Annotated in this window: 15 protein-coding genes and 1 riboswitch; of the genes, 3 read left to right on the forward strand and 12 right to left on the reverse strand. The window is 69.8% G+C overall.

Annotated features, from left to right (window positions below):
* Positions 1-215 precede the first annotated feature (215 nt).
* Complete coding sequence (locus QQS16_RS18195) at positions 216-986, forward strand: ABC transporter ATP-binding protein (protein ID WP_286062884.1); 771 nt, start codon at positions 216-218, stop codon at positions 984-986.
* Positions 986-3,514: an ABC transporter permease gene (locus QQS16_RS18200; protein WP_286062886.1), complete on the forward strand. Its 2,529-nt coding sequence runs from the start codon at positions 986-988 to the stop codon at positions 3,512-3,514. The genes QQS16_RS18195 and QQS16_RS18200 overlap by 1 nt, the downstream gene beginning before the upstream one ends.
* A 68-nt stretch (positions 3,515-3,582) precedes the next feature.
* Here QQS16_RS18200 and QQS16_RS18205 read toward each other — a convergent pair whose 3' ends face one another.
* From QQS16_RS18205 to QQS16_RS18230, 6 genes are all read right to left on the reverse strand, one after another.
* Positions 3,583-4,884: a class I SAM-dependent methyltransferase gene (locus QQS16_RS18205; protein ID WP_286062887.1), complete on the reverse strand. Its 1,302-nt coding sequence runs from the start codon at positions 4,882-4,884 to the stop codon at positions 3,583-3,585.
* An 867-nt stretch (positions 4,885-5,751) separates the two neighbouring features.
* Positions 5,752-6,300: a hypothetical protein gene (locus QQS16_RS18210; RefSeq protein WP_353479675.1), complete on the reverse strand. Its 549-nt coding sequence runs from the start codon at positions 6,298-6,300 to the stop codon at positions 5,752-5,754.
* Positions 6,301-6,558: 258 nt separating this feature from the next.
* Positions 6,559-7,902: a type VII secretion-associated serine protease mycosin gene (mycP, locus tag QQS16_RS18215; protein WP_286062888.1), complete on the reverse strand. Its 1,344-nt coding sequence runs from the start codon at positions 7,900-7,902 to the stop codon at positions 6,559-6,561.
* A 26-nt stretch (positions 7,903-7,928) separates the two neighbouring features.
* The gene (locus QQS16_RS18220) at positions 7,929-9,446 is read right to left on the reverse strand and encodes a WXG100 family type VII secretion target (protein WP_286062889.1); all 1,518 of its coding nucleotides are present in this window, start codon (positions 9,444-9,446) and stop codon (positions 7,929-7,931) included.
* Positions 9,446-9,961, reverse strand: coding sequence for a DUF2563 family protein (locus QQS16_RS18225; RefSeq protein ID WP_353479676.1), 516 nt, complete (start codon positions 9,959-9,961; stop codon positions 9,446-9,448). Before QQS16_RS18225 ends, QQS16_RS18220 begins: the two co-directional genes overlap by 1 nt.
* A gap of 296 nt (positions 9,962-10,257) precedes the next feature.
* Positions 10,258-11,673, reverse strand: coding sequence for an NAD(P)/FAD-dependent oxidoreductase (locus QQS16_RS18230; RefSeq protein WP_286062890.1), 1,416 nt, complete (start codon positions 11,671-11,673; stop codon positions 10,258-10,260).
* A gap of 513 nt (positions 11,674-12,186) precedes the next feature.
* On the opposite strand from QQS16_RS18230, the gene QQS16_RS18235 reads away from it, so the two are divergent.
* Positions 12,187-12,378: a type II toxin-antitoxin system RelE family toxin gene (locus tag QQS16_RS18235; protein ID WP_353479728.1), complete on the forward strand. Its 192-nt coding sequence runs from the start codon at positions 12,187-12,189 to the stop codon at positions 12,376-12,378.
* Positions 12,379-12,382: 4 nt separating this feature from the next.
* Here QQS16_RS18235 and QQS16_RS18240 read toward each other — a convergent pair whose 3' ends face one another.
* The 6 genes from QQS16_RS18240 to QQS16_RS18265 form a co-directional block, all read right to left on the reverse strand.
* Positions 12,383-13,324 carry a Ppx/GppA phosphatase family protein gene (locus QQS16_RS18240; protein ID WP_286062892.1) on the reverse strand — a complete coding sequence of 314 codons (942 nt, stop codon included), beginning with the start codon at positions 13,322-13,324 and terminating at the stop codon, positions 12,383-12,385.
* On the reverse strand, positions 13,321-13,926 hold the full coding sequence (locus QQS16_RS18245) for a DUF501 domain-containing protein (RefSeq protein ID WP_286062893.1): 606 nt from the start codon (positions 13,924-13,926) through the stop codon (positions 13,321-13,323). Before QQS16_RS18245 ends, QQS16_RS18240 begins: the two co-directional genes overlap by 4 nt.
* Positions 13,927-13,948: 22 nt before the next feature.
* Positions 13,949-14,425: an FtsB family cell division protein gene (locus QQS16_RS18250; protein WP_286062894.1), complete on the reverse strand. Its 477-nt coding sequence runs from the start codon at positions 14,423-14,425 to the stop codon at positions 13,949-13,951.
* 100 nt (positions 14,426-14,525) lie between these two features.
* A complete protein-coding gene (eno, locus tag QQS16_RS18255) occupies positions 14,526-15,812 on the reverse strand; it encodes a phosphopyruvate hydratase (protein ID WP_286062895.1) in 1,287 nt (428 codons plus the stop codon).
* Between the two features lie 299 nt (positions 15,813-16,111).
* Complete coding sequence (locus QQS16_RS18260) at positions 16,112-16,828, reverse strand: LysM peptidoglycan-binding domain-containing protein (RefSeq protein WP_286062896.1); 717 nt, start codon at positions 16,826-16,828, stop codon at positions 16,112-16,114.
* Positions 16,829-16,831: 3 nt separating this feature from the next.
* A riboswitch (cyclic di-AMP (ydaO/yuaA leader) is annotated at positions 16,832-17,000 on the reverse strand.
* 194 nt (positions 17,001-17,194) lie between these two features.
* Complete coding sequence (locus QQS16_RS18265) at positions 17,195-18,199, reverse strand: LysM peptidoglycan-binding domain-containing protein (protein ID WP_286062897.1); 1,005 nt, start codon at positions 18,197-18,199, stop codon at positions 17,195-17,197.
* Between the last annotated feature and the right edge of the window lie 142 nt (positions 18,200-18,341).

Raw genomic sequence — 18,341 nt, forward strand, 5'->3', positions numbered from 1 at the left:
AATGACGGAATTTCACCGTCCGAACAAGGGGGCTCCACCTGTTCCTGACGCGCCCCCCTCGGGAGCCCCCGTCATCCCCAGGTATGACACGACGGCCCCCCGGTCCGCCCCGAGTCTGCCTTCGGAACCGGAACAGCGGCTGACTCCACGGGCCAGAACGGCGACCACCATGGAACACGACCCCACAACCGTCGTCCCGTCAGGAGCGCCTCTCCGTGACCACCACTCCCATCGCCGGCCGCACCACCGCCGTGGCCGCGCGCGCCACGGATCTGTCGAAGATCTACGGACAGGGCGAGACCCAGGTGGTCGCCCTGGACCGGGTCTCCGTCGAGTTCCGCCAGGCCGAGTTCACCGCGATCATGGGCCCCTCCGGATCCGGCAAGTCCACGCTGATGCACTGCGTGGCCGGCCTGGACACGTTCTCGTCCGGTTCGGTGCGCATCGGTGACACGGAGCTCGGGTCGCTGAAGGACAAGCAGCTGACGAAGCTGCGCCGGGACAAGATCGGCTTCATCTTCCAGGCGTTCAACCTGCTGCCGACGCTGACCGCGCTGGAGAACATCACCCTCCCGATGGACATCGCGGGCCGCAAGGCCGACAAGGAGTGGCTGGACTCCGTGATCCGGATGGTGGGCCTGAGCGACCGGCTCAGCCACCGCCCGTCCCAGCTCTCCGGCGGCCAGCAGCAGCGCGTCGCCGTGGCCCGGGCGCTGGCCTCCCGGCCCGGGATCATCTTCGGCGACGAACCGACCGGGAACCTCGACTCGCGCGCGGGTGCCGAGGTCCTCGGCTTCCTGCGCAACTCCGTGCGGGAGCTCGGGCAGACGGTGGTGATGGTGACCCACGACCCGGTGGCGGCGGCGTACGCGGACCGGGTGGTGTTCCTCGCGGACGGCCGGATCGTCGACGAGGTGTACGGCCCCACGGCGGAGTCGGTCCTCGACTTCATGAAGCAGTTCGACGCGAAGGGCCGCACCAGCTGATGTTCCGCACAGCCCTGCGCAACGTACTCGCGCACAAGGCCAGACTGCTCATGACCGTGCTCGCCGTGATGCTCGGCGTGGCCTTCGTGTCGGGCACCCTGGTCTTCACCAACACCATCTCCGAGGCGTACCAGAAGAGTTCGGCCAAGGGCTTCGGCCAGGTCGACGTGGCCGTGGAGGCCGAACTCCAGGAGGACAGGGGCGACACGGTCGGCAAGCGGGCCGAGCTGACCCAGGCTTTGCTCGACGAGAGCGCGAAGGTGCCGGGGGCCGCGTCCGCCATCGGCGTCGTCAACGGCTTCACCGCCATCGCCGACAAGGACGGCAAGCTGATCGGCGGCGGCTTCCAGTCGCAGGGCGGCAACTACTGGGGCGCGAAGGACCCCCGGTATCCGCTCGTCAGCGGGCGCACGCCGCGCGGCGAGGGCGAGGTCCTCATCGACTCCGAGACCGCGCAGCGCGCCGGATACGAGGTCGGCGACACCGTACGGATCTCGGTGGACGGCCCGGTGCTCGACCCGAAGATCACCGGCGTCTTCACCACCGACGACGGCAATGTCGCCGCCGGCGGCAGCCTCGCCCTCTTCGACACGGCGACGGCCCAGCGGCTGTTCGGCAAGGCGGGCACGTACGACCAGATCGACGTCAAGGCGAAGGCGGGCGTCAGCCAGACGGCGCTGGAGGCGGAGCTGGACAAGGCGCTGCCGAAGGACACCGTCGAGACCACCACCGGACAGGAACTGGCCGACAGCCAGGCGGAGGCGATCTCCGCCTCGATGTCCGGCCTGAAGCAGGGGCTGCTGGTCTTCGCGGGCATCGCGCTGTTCGTCGGCACGTTCATCATCGCCAACACCTTCACCATGCTGGTCGCCCAGCGCACCAAGGAACTGGCCCTGCTGCGGGCCGTCGGAGCCTCCCGCCGGCAGGTCACCCGCTCCGTCCTCATCGAGGCGTTCGTGGTCGGCGTGGTCGCCGCGGTGACCGGTCTCGCCGTCGGTGTCGGCATCGGGGCGGGGCTGCGGTCGCTGATGGGCTCGCTCGGCGCGACCGTCCCGGACGGGCCGCTGGTCATCACGCCCGGCACGGTCCTCGCGGCCCTCGCCGTCGGCGTCCTCGTCACCATGCTGGCGGCCTGGCTGCCGGGCCGCCGGGCCGCGAAGATCCCGCCGGTGGCGGCGATGAGCAGCCTGCACGCGGCGGCGACCACCAAGTCGCTGGTGCTGCGCAACACCCTGGGCGCGCTGTTCTCGGCGGTCGGCATCGCGGTCGTCCTCGCCGCGACGACGATGTCCGGCTCGGACGGCCAGGCCCCCATGGGCATCGGCGCGGTCCTGCTGATCATCGGCGTCTTCATCCTGACCCCCCTGCTGTCCCGCCCGCTGATCGCGGCCGCGGCCCCGGTCCTGCGCGTGTTCGGCGTCTCCGGCAAGCTGGCCCGCCAGAACTCGGTGCGCAACCCGCGCCGTACGGCCGCCACGGCCTCCGCCCTGATGATCGGCCTCACGCTGATCACCGGTATGACGGTGATGGCGGGCAGCGTGCAGAAGGCGATCGACAAGATGGCCTCGTCCGCGATCCGCGCGGACTACGTGGTGTCCATGGCCAACGGCAACGAGCTGTCCCCGGACGTCGAGAGGAAGCTGGGGCAGGTCGACGGCGTCACCGCCACCAGCCCGCTGCGCAACGCGCCCTCCCGCATCGACGGCGAGACCGAGTACCTCACCGGCGTCACCGGCGGCACGATCACCGAACTGACCGACCTGAAGGTCGACAGCGGCGCCTTCACCGTGGCGGGTCCGCGGGTCGTCGTGGACGACACGACGGCCGCCTCGCACGGCTGGCAGGCCGGTTCGCGTTTCACGGTCTCCTACGAGGACGGCGAGAAGCAGCAGCTGACCGTCGCCGGGGTCTACGAGGGCAACGAGATGATCCACGGCATCATCCTGGACAACGCCGTGCTCTCCCCGCACCAGACGGACCCGGCCGACATGCAGGTGATGGTCAAGACGGCCGACGGCGCGTCGAGCGCGACGAAGGACGAGCTGGAGAAGGCCCTCGGCTCCAACCCGGCCATCCGGGTCCAGGACAAGAAGGACCTCTCCGACGAGATCGCGCAGATGTTCACGCTGATGCTGAACATGCTCTACGGCCTGCTGGCCATGGCCGTGCTCGTCGCGGTCCTCGGTGTCATCAACACCCTGGCGATGTCGGTCTTCGAACGCTCCCAGGAGATCGGCATGCTCCGCGCGATCGGCCTGGACCGCAAGGGCATCAAGCGGATGGTCCGCCTGGAGTCCCTGGTCATCTCCCTGTTCGGCGGGGTGCTGGGCATCGGACTGGGCGTGTTCTTCGGTTGGGCGGCCGGTGAGCTCCTCGGCACCAGCCTGCCGACGTACGAACTCGTCCTGCCCTGGGCGCGGATGGCCGTCTTCCTCCTCCTCGCGGCGGCGGTCGGCGTCCTGGCGGCGCTGTGGCCGGCGCGGCGGGCGGCCCGGCTGAACATGCTGTCGGCGATCAAGGCGGAGTAGCGCCGGGCGTACGCCGGCCCCGGGGCCCCGTTCCTTCGACCGGAACGGGGCCCCGCTGCCGCTCCTGCTCAGTTCCAGGTACGGGACCGCAGCGGCATCCCCGCGTCGCCGGACTCGGGCGTCCTGACGGCGAGGACCTGGTTGACGCCGATGCGGTGGTGCTCGAAGGCGAGCGCGGAGGCGGCCATGTAGAGCCGCCAGACGCGGGCCCGCCCGGGGCTGGTGAGCTGGACGGCTCGCTCCCAGTCGGCCTCCAGGTTGGTGACCCAGCGGCGCAGGGTGAGGGCGTAATGCTCGCGGATCGACTCGACGTCCCGCACCTCGAACCCGGCGCGTTCGAGCTGGGTGACCGTGGTGCCGACGGGCGCGAGTTCGCCGTCCGGGAAGACATAGGCGTCGATGAACGCGTCGACGTGGTACGCGCCCTCATCGCGATGGGGCCGGCGGGCGATCTGGTGGTTGAGCAACCGCCCGCCCGGCCGGAGGAGCCGGAAGAGGTGCTCGGCGTACTCCAGGTAGCGCTCGGCACCGACGTGCTCGGCCATGCCGATGGACGAGACGGCGTCGTACGGCCCGTCGGCGACGTCCCGGTAGTCCTGTACGCGGATCTCGACCCGGTCGGTCAGTCCCGCGTCGGCGACGCGCTTACGGGCGTACGCCGCCTGCTCCTGGGAGAGGGTGATGCCGACGACGCTCACGCCGTGCTCACGGGCGGCGTGGACGGCCATGGAACCCCAGCCGCAGCCGACGTCCAGCAGCCGCATGCCGGGCCTCAGGGCGAGCTTGCGGCAGACGAGTTCGAGCTTGTCCCGCTGGGCGGTCTCCAGCGTGCCGCCGCCGGCCTCGGGGGCGGGCCAGTAGGCGCAGGAGTACACCATGGACGGCCCGAGGACGATCTCGTAGAAGTCGTTGCCGACGTCGTAGTGGTGGCTGATCGCGCGCCGGTCACTGTGCTTGGTGTGCAGGTGGCGGCGGGGTCTGCGGGTCTCCTCGGGGGGCGGGGGCGGGGGCAGCGGGGGCCCGGCGAGGACGAGGAGCCCGCGTACGGCGGCCCGCACCTCGGGCTCGCGCAGGGCCTGGGCGAGCCCGCGGGCGTCCTCCCCGCGCTGCCACACGAACCCCGACACCAGGTCGAGGGCGGCGTAGAGATCCCCCTCGACCTCAAGGTCACCGGCGACCCAGGCACGGGCGAGACCCAGTTCGCCCGGCTTCCACAGCAGACGGCGTACGGCGCGGCGATTGCGGACGACGAGGGTCGGCGCGCCCGGCGGCCCCGCCTGCGAGCCGTCCCAGGCGCGCACGCGCACCGGCAGAGGGGCTCCCAGCAACTGTTCGACGAGGCTCTTCAGCCGCAGGGCGGCGTCTGGCATGGCGTGCACCTCCGTGACGAGGGATCCCGGAATGTCCCACCCCCACGTAAACATCTGCGGGGCCGCGCCGCAGTCCCCCATACGCGTTACGGCTGAGCAAAAAGATGCAGACGCCACGGGAATCGGGGAGGCGCTCGGGGCGCGCTGAGTGCGTCGACGGCCAGTGCGTCAGCCCGACTGATCCGATTCTGTCGCTTCACGCAGCGCCGACCGCGACGGCGCCGCCTGCCGGCTCATCCGGCGGGCTCCGAAGGCGCGAGAACGACGCATGTCCTCCCTCTTGCCTTCCTGGATGTGTCAGTCGATGACTGGCGGAACGGTGCGGCGGCGGGAGAAGAAGGACCTGTCCCGGAAACTGCCGAAGGGCTACGAGCGGATCGCCTCGTCCGCTACGACCGCTCCCCTGGGCGGCCCGCGAACATTTCGCCGCCGCCTCCCAACAGGCTTGGCGTTTCGGCCTGCACCGAAGCGTTGGCCGACCGTCGGCCCACCGCCTGTCCGTCGCGTTCCCCACTTTTTGGGATCCACAGAACCGGGGTGACGCCGGATCGGAGGTGACGGCGGTTGTCCGGCCAAAGGGGGTTCACGGTAAGCGCTGCCGCGTTCGGCTCGTTCCTCGACGAGCTGAGGGAGGACTCCGGTATCCCCCAATGAGTCAAGCTCTTTGACGCTCGCACTGGTCAACTCCGCACTCATGGTGAGGAACTTCGACGCCACAACCCGTTCACAACCCCAGCGTGAGTGACTACAGCCACTCACGCATACCTCGCAGCACACGCCGCATGATGACGTCCCGTCCCGCTCAGGGAGCCGAAGGAGCGGGAGCCTTGGACAGCCGACTGCCCAGCCCCATGCCTCACCGGTCACCTACAGCTTGAACATTCCGCGCCACGTCCATCCCGCGCCGAGGACCGCTGCCTGCAAGGGATTCCGCATGTCCCGCGAGTCGAAGCGGAACGTCTCGACCTTGTGCCGACGACCGTCGGCTCCCCGCTCGTAATACCCTCTCCAGGAAACCTTGATGATCTGTGGCCCACGGCCGCGCTCGCGTGCAACGATCCGCCCGGGCGGTTTCCCGGCCCGCGTCACCTCCCGCTGTTCGTCGCAGACCCGCACCTCATGTTTCGACGGGTCCAGGCGCATCCGGGTTTTGAGGGTCCGCTCGACTTGCCTACGGGAACGGCCAGAGCCCCAAACTGGTTCCAGGACATGCCACTCCGCCACCAAGTCGGCCTTCTCGGCGGGGAGAGCGTTGCGCACGCGGTACGGCTTGTCCGGGCCGTTGATCGCGAACAACGCGGCCCGGACCTCCGTGGCGGACAATGGTGCGACGCCAGTCTCGGGGTATCGGGTGCCGGTCAGTTTGTCCCAAAGGTAGCCCATCACCAGTGTCCCGATTTCGGTATTTCGCGCCACTGCTCGAATGATCGGCAGGGCCGATGAACAGGCGCCTTTTGCTGGACGCGCCTCACGTGGTGCCGGAAAATCGAATCCAGCTCTTACTAGAAGCGGTCGACCTCTTCACCGTCCGGGACCTTGTAGCAACCGGATACGACGTCCAGGCTCAGATTCGGTGGATCATCCTCTGCCATTGCGGTGATCAACACGCACGGTAACGCCCCTTCATCGCGCACCCCATCCGTATCGGCCACTACGGCGTCTGAGTATCCGCACTCAGACGGAACCGGGTCCTTGACCAGGCGGGGCGGTGCCGGGCGCCGGAGGGGGCGGCCCGAACCCCCCAGAGGTGTAAGGGTGTTGCCCGGGGGCGGACGCAGGCATGGGGGGTGTTACTGCCGCTGTCCGGCGCCTGCGGACGACGATGGCAAGCGTGAGCCCCGCCGCGAGGAGCACGGCAATACCGAGGGTGATCCAGAGGAGGCTGTCGTCCTTGTCCGAAGGTGCCGTCGCGGCGCTGTTGTCATCCTTCGCCAGAGCACCGATGTCGGCAGTTTCCGAAGCCGAAGGCGAGGGCGAAGTCGATGCCGCGGCCGCCAGGTCCGGGAGCGGATACACGTCAGCCGGGCCGGGGTCACCCGGGGTCTGCAAAGCGATGCGGGGGCGGACGATGCCGTAGCCGATGGAGTCGTTGCGCTTGGCGCCGTCCGTGGGGGCGCCGATGGTGTTGAGCATGACGCGGAGTACCTGATTGTTGGTCCAGGTCGGGTGCTTGGACCAGATCAGGGCGGCGCTGGCGGAGGCGAGGGCGGTGGCGTCGCTGGTGCCGTGGCTTACGCACAGTCCGGTTTCGTCCCCGCACGCGTGGACCATGTCATCGCCCGGTGCGGCCATATCTACTTGGGGGCCGTACTGAGACTCGGGGGTCTTGTGCAGCTCCTTGCCCACCGCGCCCACACCGACCACGCCCGGGGTAGCGGCGGGATACATGGCCCCGTTGGTTGTGTCGCCGTCATTGCCGACCCCCGCGAAGATCAAGGAGCCCTTTTCCAGGGCGTACTTCACTGCCGACCTCAACTGCGATGAGTCTGTTGGCGATGCCTGGGAGATATTGATGACCTGCGCCCCGGCGTCCGTCGCGTAGCGGATCGCCTTCGAGGCAGCCTCGTTGAAGCGCTTGTCCCCCTCGGCCTGGTTGACCTCGCCCGACTCGGGCAGCCGCACGGGGAGGATCTTCGCGCCGGGCGCGAGGCCGAAGGCTCCGTTGCCGCCTCCGTACGCACCCGTACCGGCGATCAGGCCGGCCATGCCCGTGCCGTGGCCTTCGTAGTCGGTGTGCTCGTCTCCCGGCTGGTCCGGAGCGAAGTCTCTGCCTGGAAGAACGCGACCCCTCAGGTCGGGGTTGGTCGCGTCGACTCCCGTGTCGATCACGGCGACCGTGACGCCCTCGCCCGTGCTGGTCCGCCACATTTGTTCGGCCTTCATGGCGTCGAGGAACCACTGCTGCTCGCGCGTCGACTCCGCATGGGCCGGCACGCCCGCGGCGCCCACCAGCAGCAGGCCGAGAACCGTCGATGCCGCAGCCTGGCGTCGCCTGCGTCGAGTACCGCTTCCAAGCATGTGCTCCCTCTTGCCTTCCTGATGTGTCAGTCGACGACCGGCGGCACGGTGCGGCGTCCGCCCTGCTGCCGGTTCTCGTCGTCCCCGGCCTGGCGGCGAGAACGTCCGCTCCTGTTGTCCGTGCGGGGCGGGGAAGCTGACTGTGCCGTGCGCGGAGCGCTGTCACCACGGCTCGCGCCCGGGCGCCCTGCGCTGGGCGCGCCACCCGAGACGCCACCTCTCACGGTGGCGCCGGAGTTCCCGGCCACTCCGGAGCTGCCAGGCAGGGAGGGGCGGGTTTCCGCCCGGCCGGACTGTTGCCGGCTGCCGCCGACGACGCCTCCGTTGGAGGGAGGAAGGGCTCGACCGGTTGACTGCCCCGGCCGACCGGTTGCCGAACCGGCGGGAGCGGCGGTGTTCGCGGCGGGGCCCAGCGGACCGCGAGAGGTCGTCGCCTCGCCGCCCACCACTGTGCCTCGCGGGATGGCTCCCATCGGCCTGCCCGCGGGCGGTGTGGTGGGACGGCCGCCGACGATGCCGTTGCCACCAGACGCGCGGCCGGGGTTCGTGGCGGGGACTCCCTGGCCCGGCAGCGAGGGCGTGCGTCCGGCAACTGTCGCCCGCCCCGGTACCGCCGGACCGGCAGAGGATGCCGTGCGGCCTCCCAACGCCGGAGTGATCATCCCCGTCGGCGGGGTCACCCCGGCATCCACCCGGCCAGGGGCGGGCGGGCCGACCGCCGGACCCGCCGGCGTCTGTGAGGTGCGCGGGAGTGTCTCCACCGAGTCGATGTCCATTCGAGTCGGTGGTGTGACGTCCGCGAGCGCGGGGCGCTCAGGCAGATCGGAACCACGAGAGGACGGCCCCGTCTGTCCCACAGCTACGTCCGAAGCCCGAGTGGACACCTGGGGCATGGTCGAAGGAGAGCCCTGATGCGCACTGCCGGGGCGCGCAAGACTGCGCGCTTCGTCAATCTGTTTCTCCTTCTCCGGCACGATCGCCTCCGGCGGCGGCGGAAACTTAGGCCGCTCCAGCGAGTTCATCTGCATCGCCGACCACGAGTACGACTCCCCCAGCTTCCGCATCTGCGCGGCGGCCTGCTGCCGTACCGCCTCCTTGTTCGCCGCCAGTGCCGCGAGCTCGCTCGTGGACTTGGCTCCGACGGACGCCGCGTCCGGGTCGTTGCGGGCGGACCGGGCCGCGTCGAGGTTCGCCTGCGCGCTCCCGGCGTCCCGCGGGATCGACACCTGCGCATGGGCGATCGCGTCGGATGCCCGGGCCAGCCACTGCCCCGCGCCCTCGCTGAAGTCGCCCAGTCTCAAAGCGGAGTTGGCCAGATCCGCGCTCCAGGTGCGGAAGGCGTCCGCGCCCTCGCCCTTCCATTCCACCCACTGCGGGCGGACCTTCAGCTCTTCGGCGATCTTGCGGATCTCCTTCGCCGCGGTGACCAGCCGGTCGGCGGCGGCCTGGACCGTGCCCGCGTTCGCCCGGTCCAGCCAGGCCAGCATCTGCTCGTGGCTCATGTTCTCGAAGGGGGTGCTGCCACCAGGTCCTTCAGCCGGCATCAGATCGTGCCTCCCGCGTCGCCGCCTTCGGGCTTCCGGCCTCCGCCGGTCCCGGCGCTCCGTTGCGGAGCCCCGGGGTCGTAACCGCCCCCGTAGTGCTCCGTCGTCTCCGTGCTGATCGCCGTCATCCGGTCCCGGATGTCCAGGTCGATGTTCTCGTAGCCCTTGTGCGACGCCAGGACCGCGATGCCCATGCCCTCCATGGAGTCGGACAGGAGCTTCGACAGGGTCTCCAGTTCGGTGATGACGGTGTCGTACGCCGTGAACAGCCCGGACGCCTCCCTGAAGGATCCGTCCCCGCCGCCGAACTGGTGGCGTGCGAGGGGTTCCTCGCCGACCTTGCCGGGGCCCGCCTGCGATCCCTTCAGCTCACGGATCAGTTCGTCGACGCGCCGGCGGAACTCCGTGAACGACGACAGCTCGGCGGCCACGTCGGCGGTGGCAGCGGTGACCGCGCCGACCAGGCCGGAGACCCACGACGTACCCGACACCGATCCGTCCACCCTCGACGACACGACACCCTCCCCTTACGACGTACGACCACCAGGCGACCCCGGTTCTCCAGCCGCACCCATCACTCTAACTACCGGCAGTGATAGCGGACATCCGCTCTGTCTTGAACATGCACACATCCAACACCCGGACAGGACACGGCACATGAGCACCAGTACTCAGAGGAGACGAAGAACCCGGAACACCGGAACGCCCGAACGCTCGAACGCCGGAACACGGGAACACCGGGACACGCCGAAGGGGCCGCCCGCACCACGGATGGCGGGCGGCCCCTTCATGGGGTTTCAGTGACCGGGCGTCAGGACGCCTTGGCCTGTTCGGCCTTCGGCTTGTCCTCGGCCTTGGACTTGCCCTCGGCCTTGCTCGCGGCGGCGACCGGCGCGGGCTTCGCGGCCTCGTAGAACTCCTCGCGCGGAGTCTCCAGGGCGCCCAGGGACACGACCTCGCGCTTGAGGAACATGGCGAGCGTCCAGTCGGCGAAGACGCGGATCTTGCGGTTCCACGTCGGCATGGCCAGACCGTGGTAGCCGCGGTGCATGTACCACGCCAGCCGGCCCTTGAGCTTGATCTTCATCTTGCCCATGACGATCATCGCGACGCCCTTGTGGAGGCCGAGGCCCGCCACAGCACCCTTGTTGGCGTGGCTGTAGTCCTTCTGCGGGAAGCCCCGCATACCGGAGATCACGTTGTCGCCGAGGACCCGCGCCTGGCGGAGGGCGTGCTGCGCGTTCGGGGGGCACCAGGCGTTCTCGTTGCCCGCCTTGCGGCCGACGAGGTCCGGAACCTGGGCGTTGTCACCGGCGGCCCAGATGTAGTCGGTGCCCTTGACCTGGAGCGTGGGCTCGCAGTCGACGTGACCGCGGGGGCCGAGGGGAAGGCCGTAGCGGGACAGGGTCGGGTTCGGCTTGACGCCGGCCGTCCACACGATGGTGCTGGAGTCGACCTCGAGGCCGTTCTTCAGCACCACGTGGCCGTCGACGCAGGAGTCCATGGAGGTGGAGAGGTAGACCTCGACCCCGCGGGCCTCCAGGTGCTCCTTGCCGTACTGGCCGAGCTTGGGGCCGACCTCGGGGAGGATCTTGTCGGCGGCGTCGACGAGGATGAACCGCATGTCCTCGCGGGAGACGTTGTTGTAGTACTTCGCCGCGTCGCGGGCCATGTCCTCGACCTCGCCGATGGTCTCCGCACCCGCGAAGCCACCGCCGACGAAGACGAAGGTGAGCGCCTTGCGGCGGATCTCCTCGTCGTTCGTGGAGTCGGCCTTGTCCAGCTGCTCGAGGACGTGGTTGCGCAGGCCGATGGCCTCCTCGATGCCCTTCATGCCGATGCCCTGCTCGGCGAGGCCGGGGATCGGGAAGGTACGGGAGACCGCGCCGAGCGCGACGACCAGGTAGTCGAAGGGCAGCTCGTACGCCTCGCCCACCAGTGGGGAGATCGTGGCGACCTTGCGGTCCTGGTCGATGGTGGTGACCCGACCGGTGAGCACCTCCGCCTTGGGCAGCACGCGTCGCAACGGGACGACGACGTGGCGCGGGGAGATGCTGCCGGCGGCGGTTTCGGGGAGGAAGGGCTGGTAGGTCATGTACGACCGGGGGTCGACGACCGTGACGGTCGCCTCGCCGTAGCGCATCTTCTTGAGAATGCGCCGAGCTGCGTACAGGCCTACGTACCCACCGCCTACTACGAGGATCCTGGGACGCTCCGTGGTGCTCATGCCATCGAGTATCCACCTGCCACTGGACCGTCGCTCGTGCGCCCCTTCACAAGCTTGTACGAGGTGTGTGTTATCCTCCGCCGCTCACGTGATCCAGGTCATGGCGCGAACCGGCGGCATGTGCACACCGGACCCCTTGTCAATGCCGCGTGAGCTGCCGTTCCGGACGCACGGACCCCGCGTGAGCACCTTGGCCGGACCCGCGTGAATCCCTTCCCGGCAGCCCTCCCACACCCCTTCTGAACATGTTCAAGGGGGTACCGAACCCCCGGAAGGGTCAACCGGACGCCGTTCGCGCTCCGGTAGGACCAAATTCCTTGTGAAGAACTTCACGAACTTTCCCGACGGCGCGTCATCGAGGGGCCCAGGAGGACCCCTCGGACGCGCTCATACGTTCTCCGACCTGCTCAGCAGAGGCCCAAGCCCCTTGATCGGCGGGGCCGGCGTCCCGGTCCGCGGAGGCCTGCGCCACGGCCCCGCGATGCCGTCGAAGCGCCCGAAGCGCTCCTGGAGATCCTCCGCCACCGTGAAGGCGATCCCGTCGGGCGTCGCCCACGAACGCGATCCCCGAGCATGGTCGCGTGTACGGGGCCCTACCGACTCAGGGTCGGCAGCTACAGGGTCGCCTACCAGATCAACGACGGTGAGCTCGTCATCCTCGTCGTCAAGGTGGGCGACCGGCGGGACGTGAACCGCAACCTGTAGGCGGTCAGGCCACAGACCAGGCGATCCCGTCGAGGATGTCGTGCTCGCTCACCACGACCTCCTCCGCGCCGATCCGCTCCATGATCGAGAGCAGGACGAGGGCGCCCGCGCCGATCACGTCGACGCGGCCCGGATGCATGGAGGGGACGGCCGCGCGCTCGGCGTGGGTCGAGCGCAGGAGCCACTCGGTGATCTCGCGGACCCGGTCCCGGGAGACGCGGGAGTGGTGGATGGCCGCCGGGTCGTACGCGCTCAGGTCCTGCGCGATCGCGGAGACCGTCGTCACCGAGCCGGCCAGGCCCACCAGCGTGCGCGCCTCGCGCAGCGGGACCGTCCCTTCGGCGAGGTCGAGGGCCGCCTCGATGTCGGCCCGCATGGCCGCGATCTGCTCCGGGGACGGCGGGTCGGACACGACGCCGTCCCGGACGAGGTGCCGCTCCGTCATGCGTACGCAGCCGATGTCGACCGAGCGGGCGGCGCGCACGTGTTCCTCGCCGACGACGAACTCGGTCGAGCCGCCGCCGATGTCCACGACCAGAAAGGGACGGTCCAGGTCGCCCCGGCCCGTCAGTTCCCTCGTGGCACCGGTGAAGGAGAACTCGGCCTCCTGGTCGCCGGTGATGACCTCGGGTTCGACCCCGAGGATGTCCAGCACCCCGCGGACGAAGTCCGCGCGGTTCTCGGCGTCCCGGGAGGCGGACGTGGCCACGAAGCGCAGGCGCTCGGCGCCGTGCTCCTTGACGGCCTCCGCGTACTCACGGCAGGCGGCGAAGGTCCGCTCCAGCGCCTCCGGAGCGAGCCGGCCGGTCCGGTCGACGCCCTGGCCGAGCCGGACGATGGTCATCCGGCGGTCCAGGTCGACCAGTTCACCGGTCGCCGGGTCGGCGTCCGCGACGAGGAGCCGGATCGAGTTCGTACCGCAGTCGACGGCGGCGACCCGGGTCACGGGGTCTCCCCCGGGACGGACGTGTCCCGCACGGGCGTCCGCGGACCGGACGCCTGTCGCGCGGACGCTTCCGGTACGGACGTCTCCCCCGCGGGCACCACACACGCCCCCTTGCGCCACCACTCCGGCAGCATCTCCAGCGCCTCGTCGCCCAGCGGGTTCACCCCGGGGCCGGCCGCCAGGGAGTGGGCGACCAGGACGTGCAGGCACTTGACCCGGTCCGGCATGCCGCCCGCGCTGGGGAAGCCCTTCAGCTCCTCGATCTCGTCCCGGCGCCGGACGTAGTCCTCGTGCGCGGCACGGTAGGCGGCGGCCAGCTCCGGGTCGCTCTCCAGGCGGGCCGTCATCTCCTTCATCACACCGTTCGCCTCCAGCGTGCCGATGGCGGAGGACGCCTTCGGGCACGTCAGGTAGTAGAGCGTCGGGAAGGGTGTGCCGTCGGGGAGGCGGGGGGCCGTCTCGACCACGTCCGGCTGTCCGCACGGGCAGCGGTGCGCGATGGCGCGCAGGCCGCGCGGCGGGCGCCCGAGCTGCTGCTTGAAGGCTTCGACGTCCGCGTCGGTGGGGTCGGTGCGCGGCGTAGGGGGCGGGGGCGTCTGCATGCCTGTCTTTCTATCGGTCAGTTCACTGGTCGGAGGCGTCGGACTTGTCGACGCCGTCCCAGACGTTGGCGTACCAGGGGCGGCCGGCGGCGCCCTGGTCGGCGCGCGACCGCGTGGCCGCGTCCGGGCCGATGACGACGAAGCCCGTCTCGCCCGGCATGACGTAGTGCAGCCGCTGCCGGATCTGCTGCTCCGCGTAGGCGTCGTCCTGCCAGCGTGCCTTGAGGTCGCGCAGTTGCTCCACCCGCTGCCGGGCCTGCTCCTGCCGGCGTTGCAGGTCGGCGATCTCGGCGCGCTGGGAGACGTACTGCCTTATGGGATAGGCGAGCGCCACGACCAGCGTGCACAGGACGAGGGCGAGCAGCGCGGCGCGGCCGGTCAGCCGGGAGCGGCGGGCCTGCCGTCTGGTCTGCGAGCGGTAGACGCGGGCCGCCGTCTGCTCACCGAGCAACCGGATCCTGGTCGTGGTGGAGAACCGGTCCCGGTCCTTCACGGCCATGTCCCCGCCTCCGTCTCACACGCGCGTACGTCCCCGCACACGGTACGGGACCGGATACGGGGACGTACGTACGACTGGCTCAGGCGTGGCCCGGTACGGCTCAGCCCTTGAAGCGGGGGAAGGCCGAGCGGCCGGCGTACACCGCGGCGTCGTCGAGGATCTCCTCGATGCGCAGCAGCTGGTTGTACTTGGCGACGCGCTCGGAGCGGGCCGGGGCACCGGTCTTGATCTGGCCGCAGTTGGTGGCGACGGCCAGGTCGGCGATGGTGACGTCCTCGGTCTCGCCGGAGCGGTGGGACATCATGCACTTGAAGCCGCTGCGCTGGGCCAGCTCGACGGCGTCCAGCGTCTCGGTCAGCGAGCCGATCTGGTTGACCTTGACGAGCAGGGCGTTGGCCGCGCCCTCGTCGATGCCGCGGGCCAGGCGCTCCGGGTTGGTGACGAACAGGTCGTCGCCGACGATCTGGACCTTGTCGCCCAGCTTGTCGGTGAGGACCTTCCAGCCGGCCCAGTCGTCCTCGAACAGCGGGTCCTCGACGGAGACGAGCGGGTAGGCCGCGACGAGCTCCTCGTAGTACTCCGTCATCTCGGCGGCGGAGCGCTCCTTGCCCTCGAAGGAGTAGACGCCGTCCTTGTAGAACTCGGAGGCGGCGACGTCGAGGGCCAGGGCGATCTGCTCGCCGGGGGTGTAGCCGGCCTCGTTGATCGCTTCGAGGATGAGGTCGAGGGCCTCGCGGTTGGAGCCGAGGTTCGGGGCGAAGCCGCCCTCGTCGCCGAGGCCGGTGGACAGGCCCTTCTTCTTCAGCACCTTCTTGAGGGTGTGGTAGACCTCGGTGCCCCAGCGCAGGGCCTCGGAGAAGGACTCCGCGCCGATCGGGGCGATCATGAACTCCTGGATGTCCACGTTGGAGTCGGCGTGCGAGCCGCCGTTCAGGATGTTCATCATCGGCACCGGCAGCAGGTGCGCGTTCGGGCCGCCCAGGTAGCGGAAGAGCGGGAGGTCGCTGGCCTCGGAGGCGGCGTGGGCCACGGCGAGGGAGACGCCGAGGATGGCGTTGGCGCCGAGGGAGCCCTTGTTGTCGGTGGCGTCCAGGTCGAACATCGCCTGGTCGATCAGCCGCTGCTCGGTGGCGTCGTAGCCGACCAGCTCCGGGCCGATCTGCTCGATGACGGCCAGGACGGCCTTCTCGACACCCTTGCCCTGGTAGCGGTTCGGGTCGCCGTCACGGAGCTCGATGGCCTCGAATGCGCCCGTGGAGGCGCCGGACGGGACGGCGGCACGACCGGTGCTGCCGTCGTCGAGGCCGACCTCGACCTCGACCGTGGGGTTGCCTCGGGAGTCCAGGATTTCCCGGGCTACGACGACGTCGATGGACGGCACGAGCATCTCCTTCTTGGATGTGACGTGGGCAGCGGGACCACGATGGGTCCTGCGGGACCGAGCCTAACCGGCCCGGGGCGATCGGCCAGCCGATCGCCCACCCCTTGGGCAGAACCGAGCACAAATTGTTTCCGAACGGAACAAAGAACGGAACCAGCAGAAGGCACAAAAAACCCCGCTCCGATGCGTACGGGGGAACACGCACCGGAGCGGGGAGCCCGTGGGGACGGGGGTGGACCCGCACGAGGCCTTCATCATGAAGGGCACGGATGTGGGGTCGCTGTGGTTCAGCCGGGTGCCGCCTCTTACTTCAGGTGGAGCTGCTGACCCGGGTAGATGAGGTTGGCGTCGTCGACGATGTCCTCGTTCAGCTCGAACAGCTTCGCCCAGCCGCCCTTGACGTCGTGCTCCTCGGCGATGGAGCTGAGGGTGTCACCGGAGACGACCTTGTACTCGCCGTCGCCCTTCTTGACCTTCTTGCCGGTCGGGGTGGTGACGGTCTTCTTGGTGGCCGGACGCTCGGCGGAGCGGGAGGCCGGCTGCTCGCTGGTGGAGCGGCTGCTGGTGTCGGTGCTCTGACCCTGGCTCTGGCTCTGCGAGGAGCCGCTGGAGCCGCTGGACGAGGACTCGGCGGCGCCACCGTTGTAGGAGGCGCTCGACAGGCCCTTGCCGCAGACCGGCCAGGCACCCTTGCCCTGGCCCGCCAGGACCTTCTCGGCGACGGCGATCTGCTGCGCCTTGGAGGCCTGGTTGGCGGTGGAGGCGTACTGCGTGCCGCCGTACGCGGCCCAGGTGGAGGCCGAGAACTGCAGGCCGCCGTAGTAGCCGTTGCCGGTGTTGATGGACCAGTTGCCGCCGGACTCGCACTGGGCGACGGTGTCCCACTCGGAGGCGGTGGCGGCGGAGGCGCTGCCGGCCGCCATCAGCGGGGCGGCGACGGCGGCACCGGTGACACCGGCGATGGCGATGGCGCGAGTGGCCTTGGACGGGCGGCGGTGCTTGCCCTTGGCGGAAAACAGCATGGTGGATCCCCTCACCGACGCCTGCGAGGTGAGCTGTCGGGTTCGGGCCGGTTGAGTTGCCCGGCCGCACACCTCTCGGTGCGCGGCTTCACCCCAAGCCGGTTCCAGCCTCAAGAGCTGGCCCCGGCACTTACCTTGGGTCCCCCGCTCCTGCCTACGGCGCTTGACGCGACGACTGTTCCCGTGCGGCCGCTGGCAGGATTCGGCGTTGCGGCAGCCGGGGCTCGTGTTGGCGAGCGGTCCCGACGGTAGACACGCGATCGACCGAATTTCAAAGACGATCAGGGCTTCTGAGACTCATCCCACACTTTCGCAGAATCGGACATTCGGCGCGAAGTGTGACGCGAACTCCCGTTGGTTTTCGCCCTATTCGACACCAAGTCCAAGGGTCTGACCGGGCACGACGCGGCTCGGGTCGGCGCCGATCGCCTGCTTGTTCTCCGCGTAGAGCGCACGCCATCCGCCGTCGAGCCCAAGGGAGTCGGCGATGGACGCGAGAGTGTCTCCGGGGCGGACGGTGTACGAGTCACCGCGAGCGGCGTGGCGGCCACCGGAGGCGGCGGTGTCGGCGCCGAGGGTCGCGTTCTCGTCGGCCCTGTCACCGCGGTGCTTGCCGGCACTGAGGGCACCGGTGTCGACGAGGCTCGAAGAGCCGCCGACTTGCCAGGAGTTGTCCGAGTCATCCTGATTCGCCACGTCGACCGAGGAGCCGCCGGAGCCCGGGGAGCCACTGGCACCTGAGCCGGAATCAGCCGATGTGTCGGACTCGGGCCGCTTGTCCTTCTTGTCCCCTGTGTCGGACGAGCCCGGCGAGACCGCGGACGAGGGGGCCGACGCGGACGGCGACGCGGCGTCCGGCGCCGGGTCCGTGGACGCGTCCCCGGACGACTCCGTCGACGGCTCGGCGGGGTCGGACAGGCCGGAGGAGCCCGCGCCGCCCGACGGGTCCGACGTCGCGTCGCCCGCCACGCCCGTGTCGACGTCGGCCGCCTTGGTGTCCTTGCTGAGCCCGTTGAGCAGTCCGCAGGTGGACCAGTAGCCGACGCCCTGGTCGGCCAGGATCTTCTCCGCGACGGCGATCTGCTGGGAGCGGCTGGCCTGGTCGGCGCGCGGGGCGTAGTCGAGGCCGCCGTACTGCTCCCAGTCCTCCTGGGCGATGTGGAGTCCGCCGTAGTGCCCGTCGCCGCTGTCCGCGCTCCAGGAGCCGTCGGTCTCGCAGTTGGCGACCTGGTCCCAGGTGGTGCCGGTCGCCGCGCTGGCGCCGGTGGCACCGAGCAGCGGGATCGCGATGGCGGAGCCGGTCACTCCGGCCGCGACGAGAAGAGCCGGAGCCTGGCGGGGGCGACGATGACGGCCGTTCCCGGAGAGCATGCGGAGACCTTTCACAAGACAACGGTGACCGGCGCGGCGCGTGGTGCTCGGCGCCGCGCTGATCCGTGAACGTATAGGCACACGATCACTTGTCACAAGTTAATGCCGCGCAGATCACGTGAAGATCACAGAGTTGAGGGCG

This window comes from Streptomyces sp. ALI-76-A, from assembly GCF_030287445.1.
Lineage (GTDB): Bacteria > Actinomycetota > Actinomycetes > Streptomycetales > Streptomycetaceae > Streptomyces.

Bases quoted from the DNA above. Each gene is read 5' to 3' on its own strand.
- QQS16_RS18200 (WP_286062886.1), top strand. From the start codon at position 986: ATGTTCCGCACAGCCCTGCGCAACGTACTCGCGCACAAGGCCAGACTG.
- QQS16_RS18205 (WP_286062887.1), bottom strand. From the start codon at position 4,884: ATGCCAGACGCCGCCCTGCGGCTGAAGAGCCTCGTCGAACAGTTGCTG.
- mycP (WP_286062888.1), bottom strand. From the start codon at position 7,902: ATGCTTGGAAGCGGTACTCGACGCAGGCGACGCCAGGCTGCGGCATCG.
- QQS16_RS18220 (WP_286062889.1), bottom strand. From the start codon at position 9,446: ATGCCGGCTGAAGGACCTGGTGGCAGCACCCCCTTCGAGAACATGAGC.
- QQS16_RS18230 (WP_286062890.1), bottom strand. From the start codon at position 11,673: ATGAGCACCACGGAGCGTCCCAGGATCCTCGTAGTAGGCGGTGGGTAC.
- QQS16_RS18245 (WP_286062893.1), bottom strand. From the start codon at position 13,926: ATGCAGACGCCCCCGCCCCCTACGCCGCGCACCGACCCCACCGACGCG.
- QQS16_RS18250 (WP_286062894.1), bottom strand. From the start codon at position 14,425: ATGGCCGTGAAGGACCGGGACCGGTTCTCCACCACGACCAGGATCCGG.
- eno (WP_286062895.1), bottom strand. From the start codon at position 15,812: ATGCTCGTGCCGTCCATCGACGTCGTCGTAGCCCGGGAAATCCTGGAC.
- QQS16_RS18260 (WP_286062896.1), bottom strand. From the start codon at position 16,828: ATGCTGTTTTCCGCCAAGGGCAAGCACCGCCGCCCGTCCAAGGCCACT.
- QQS16_RS18265 (WP_286062897.1), bottom strand. From the start codon at position 18,199: ATGCTCTCCGGGAACGGCCGTCATCGTCGCCCCCGCCAGGCTCCGGCT.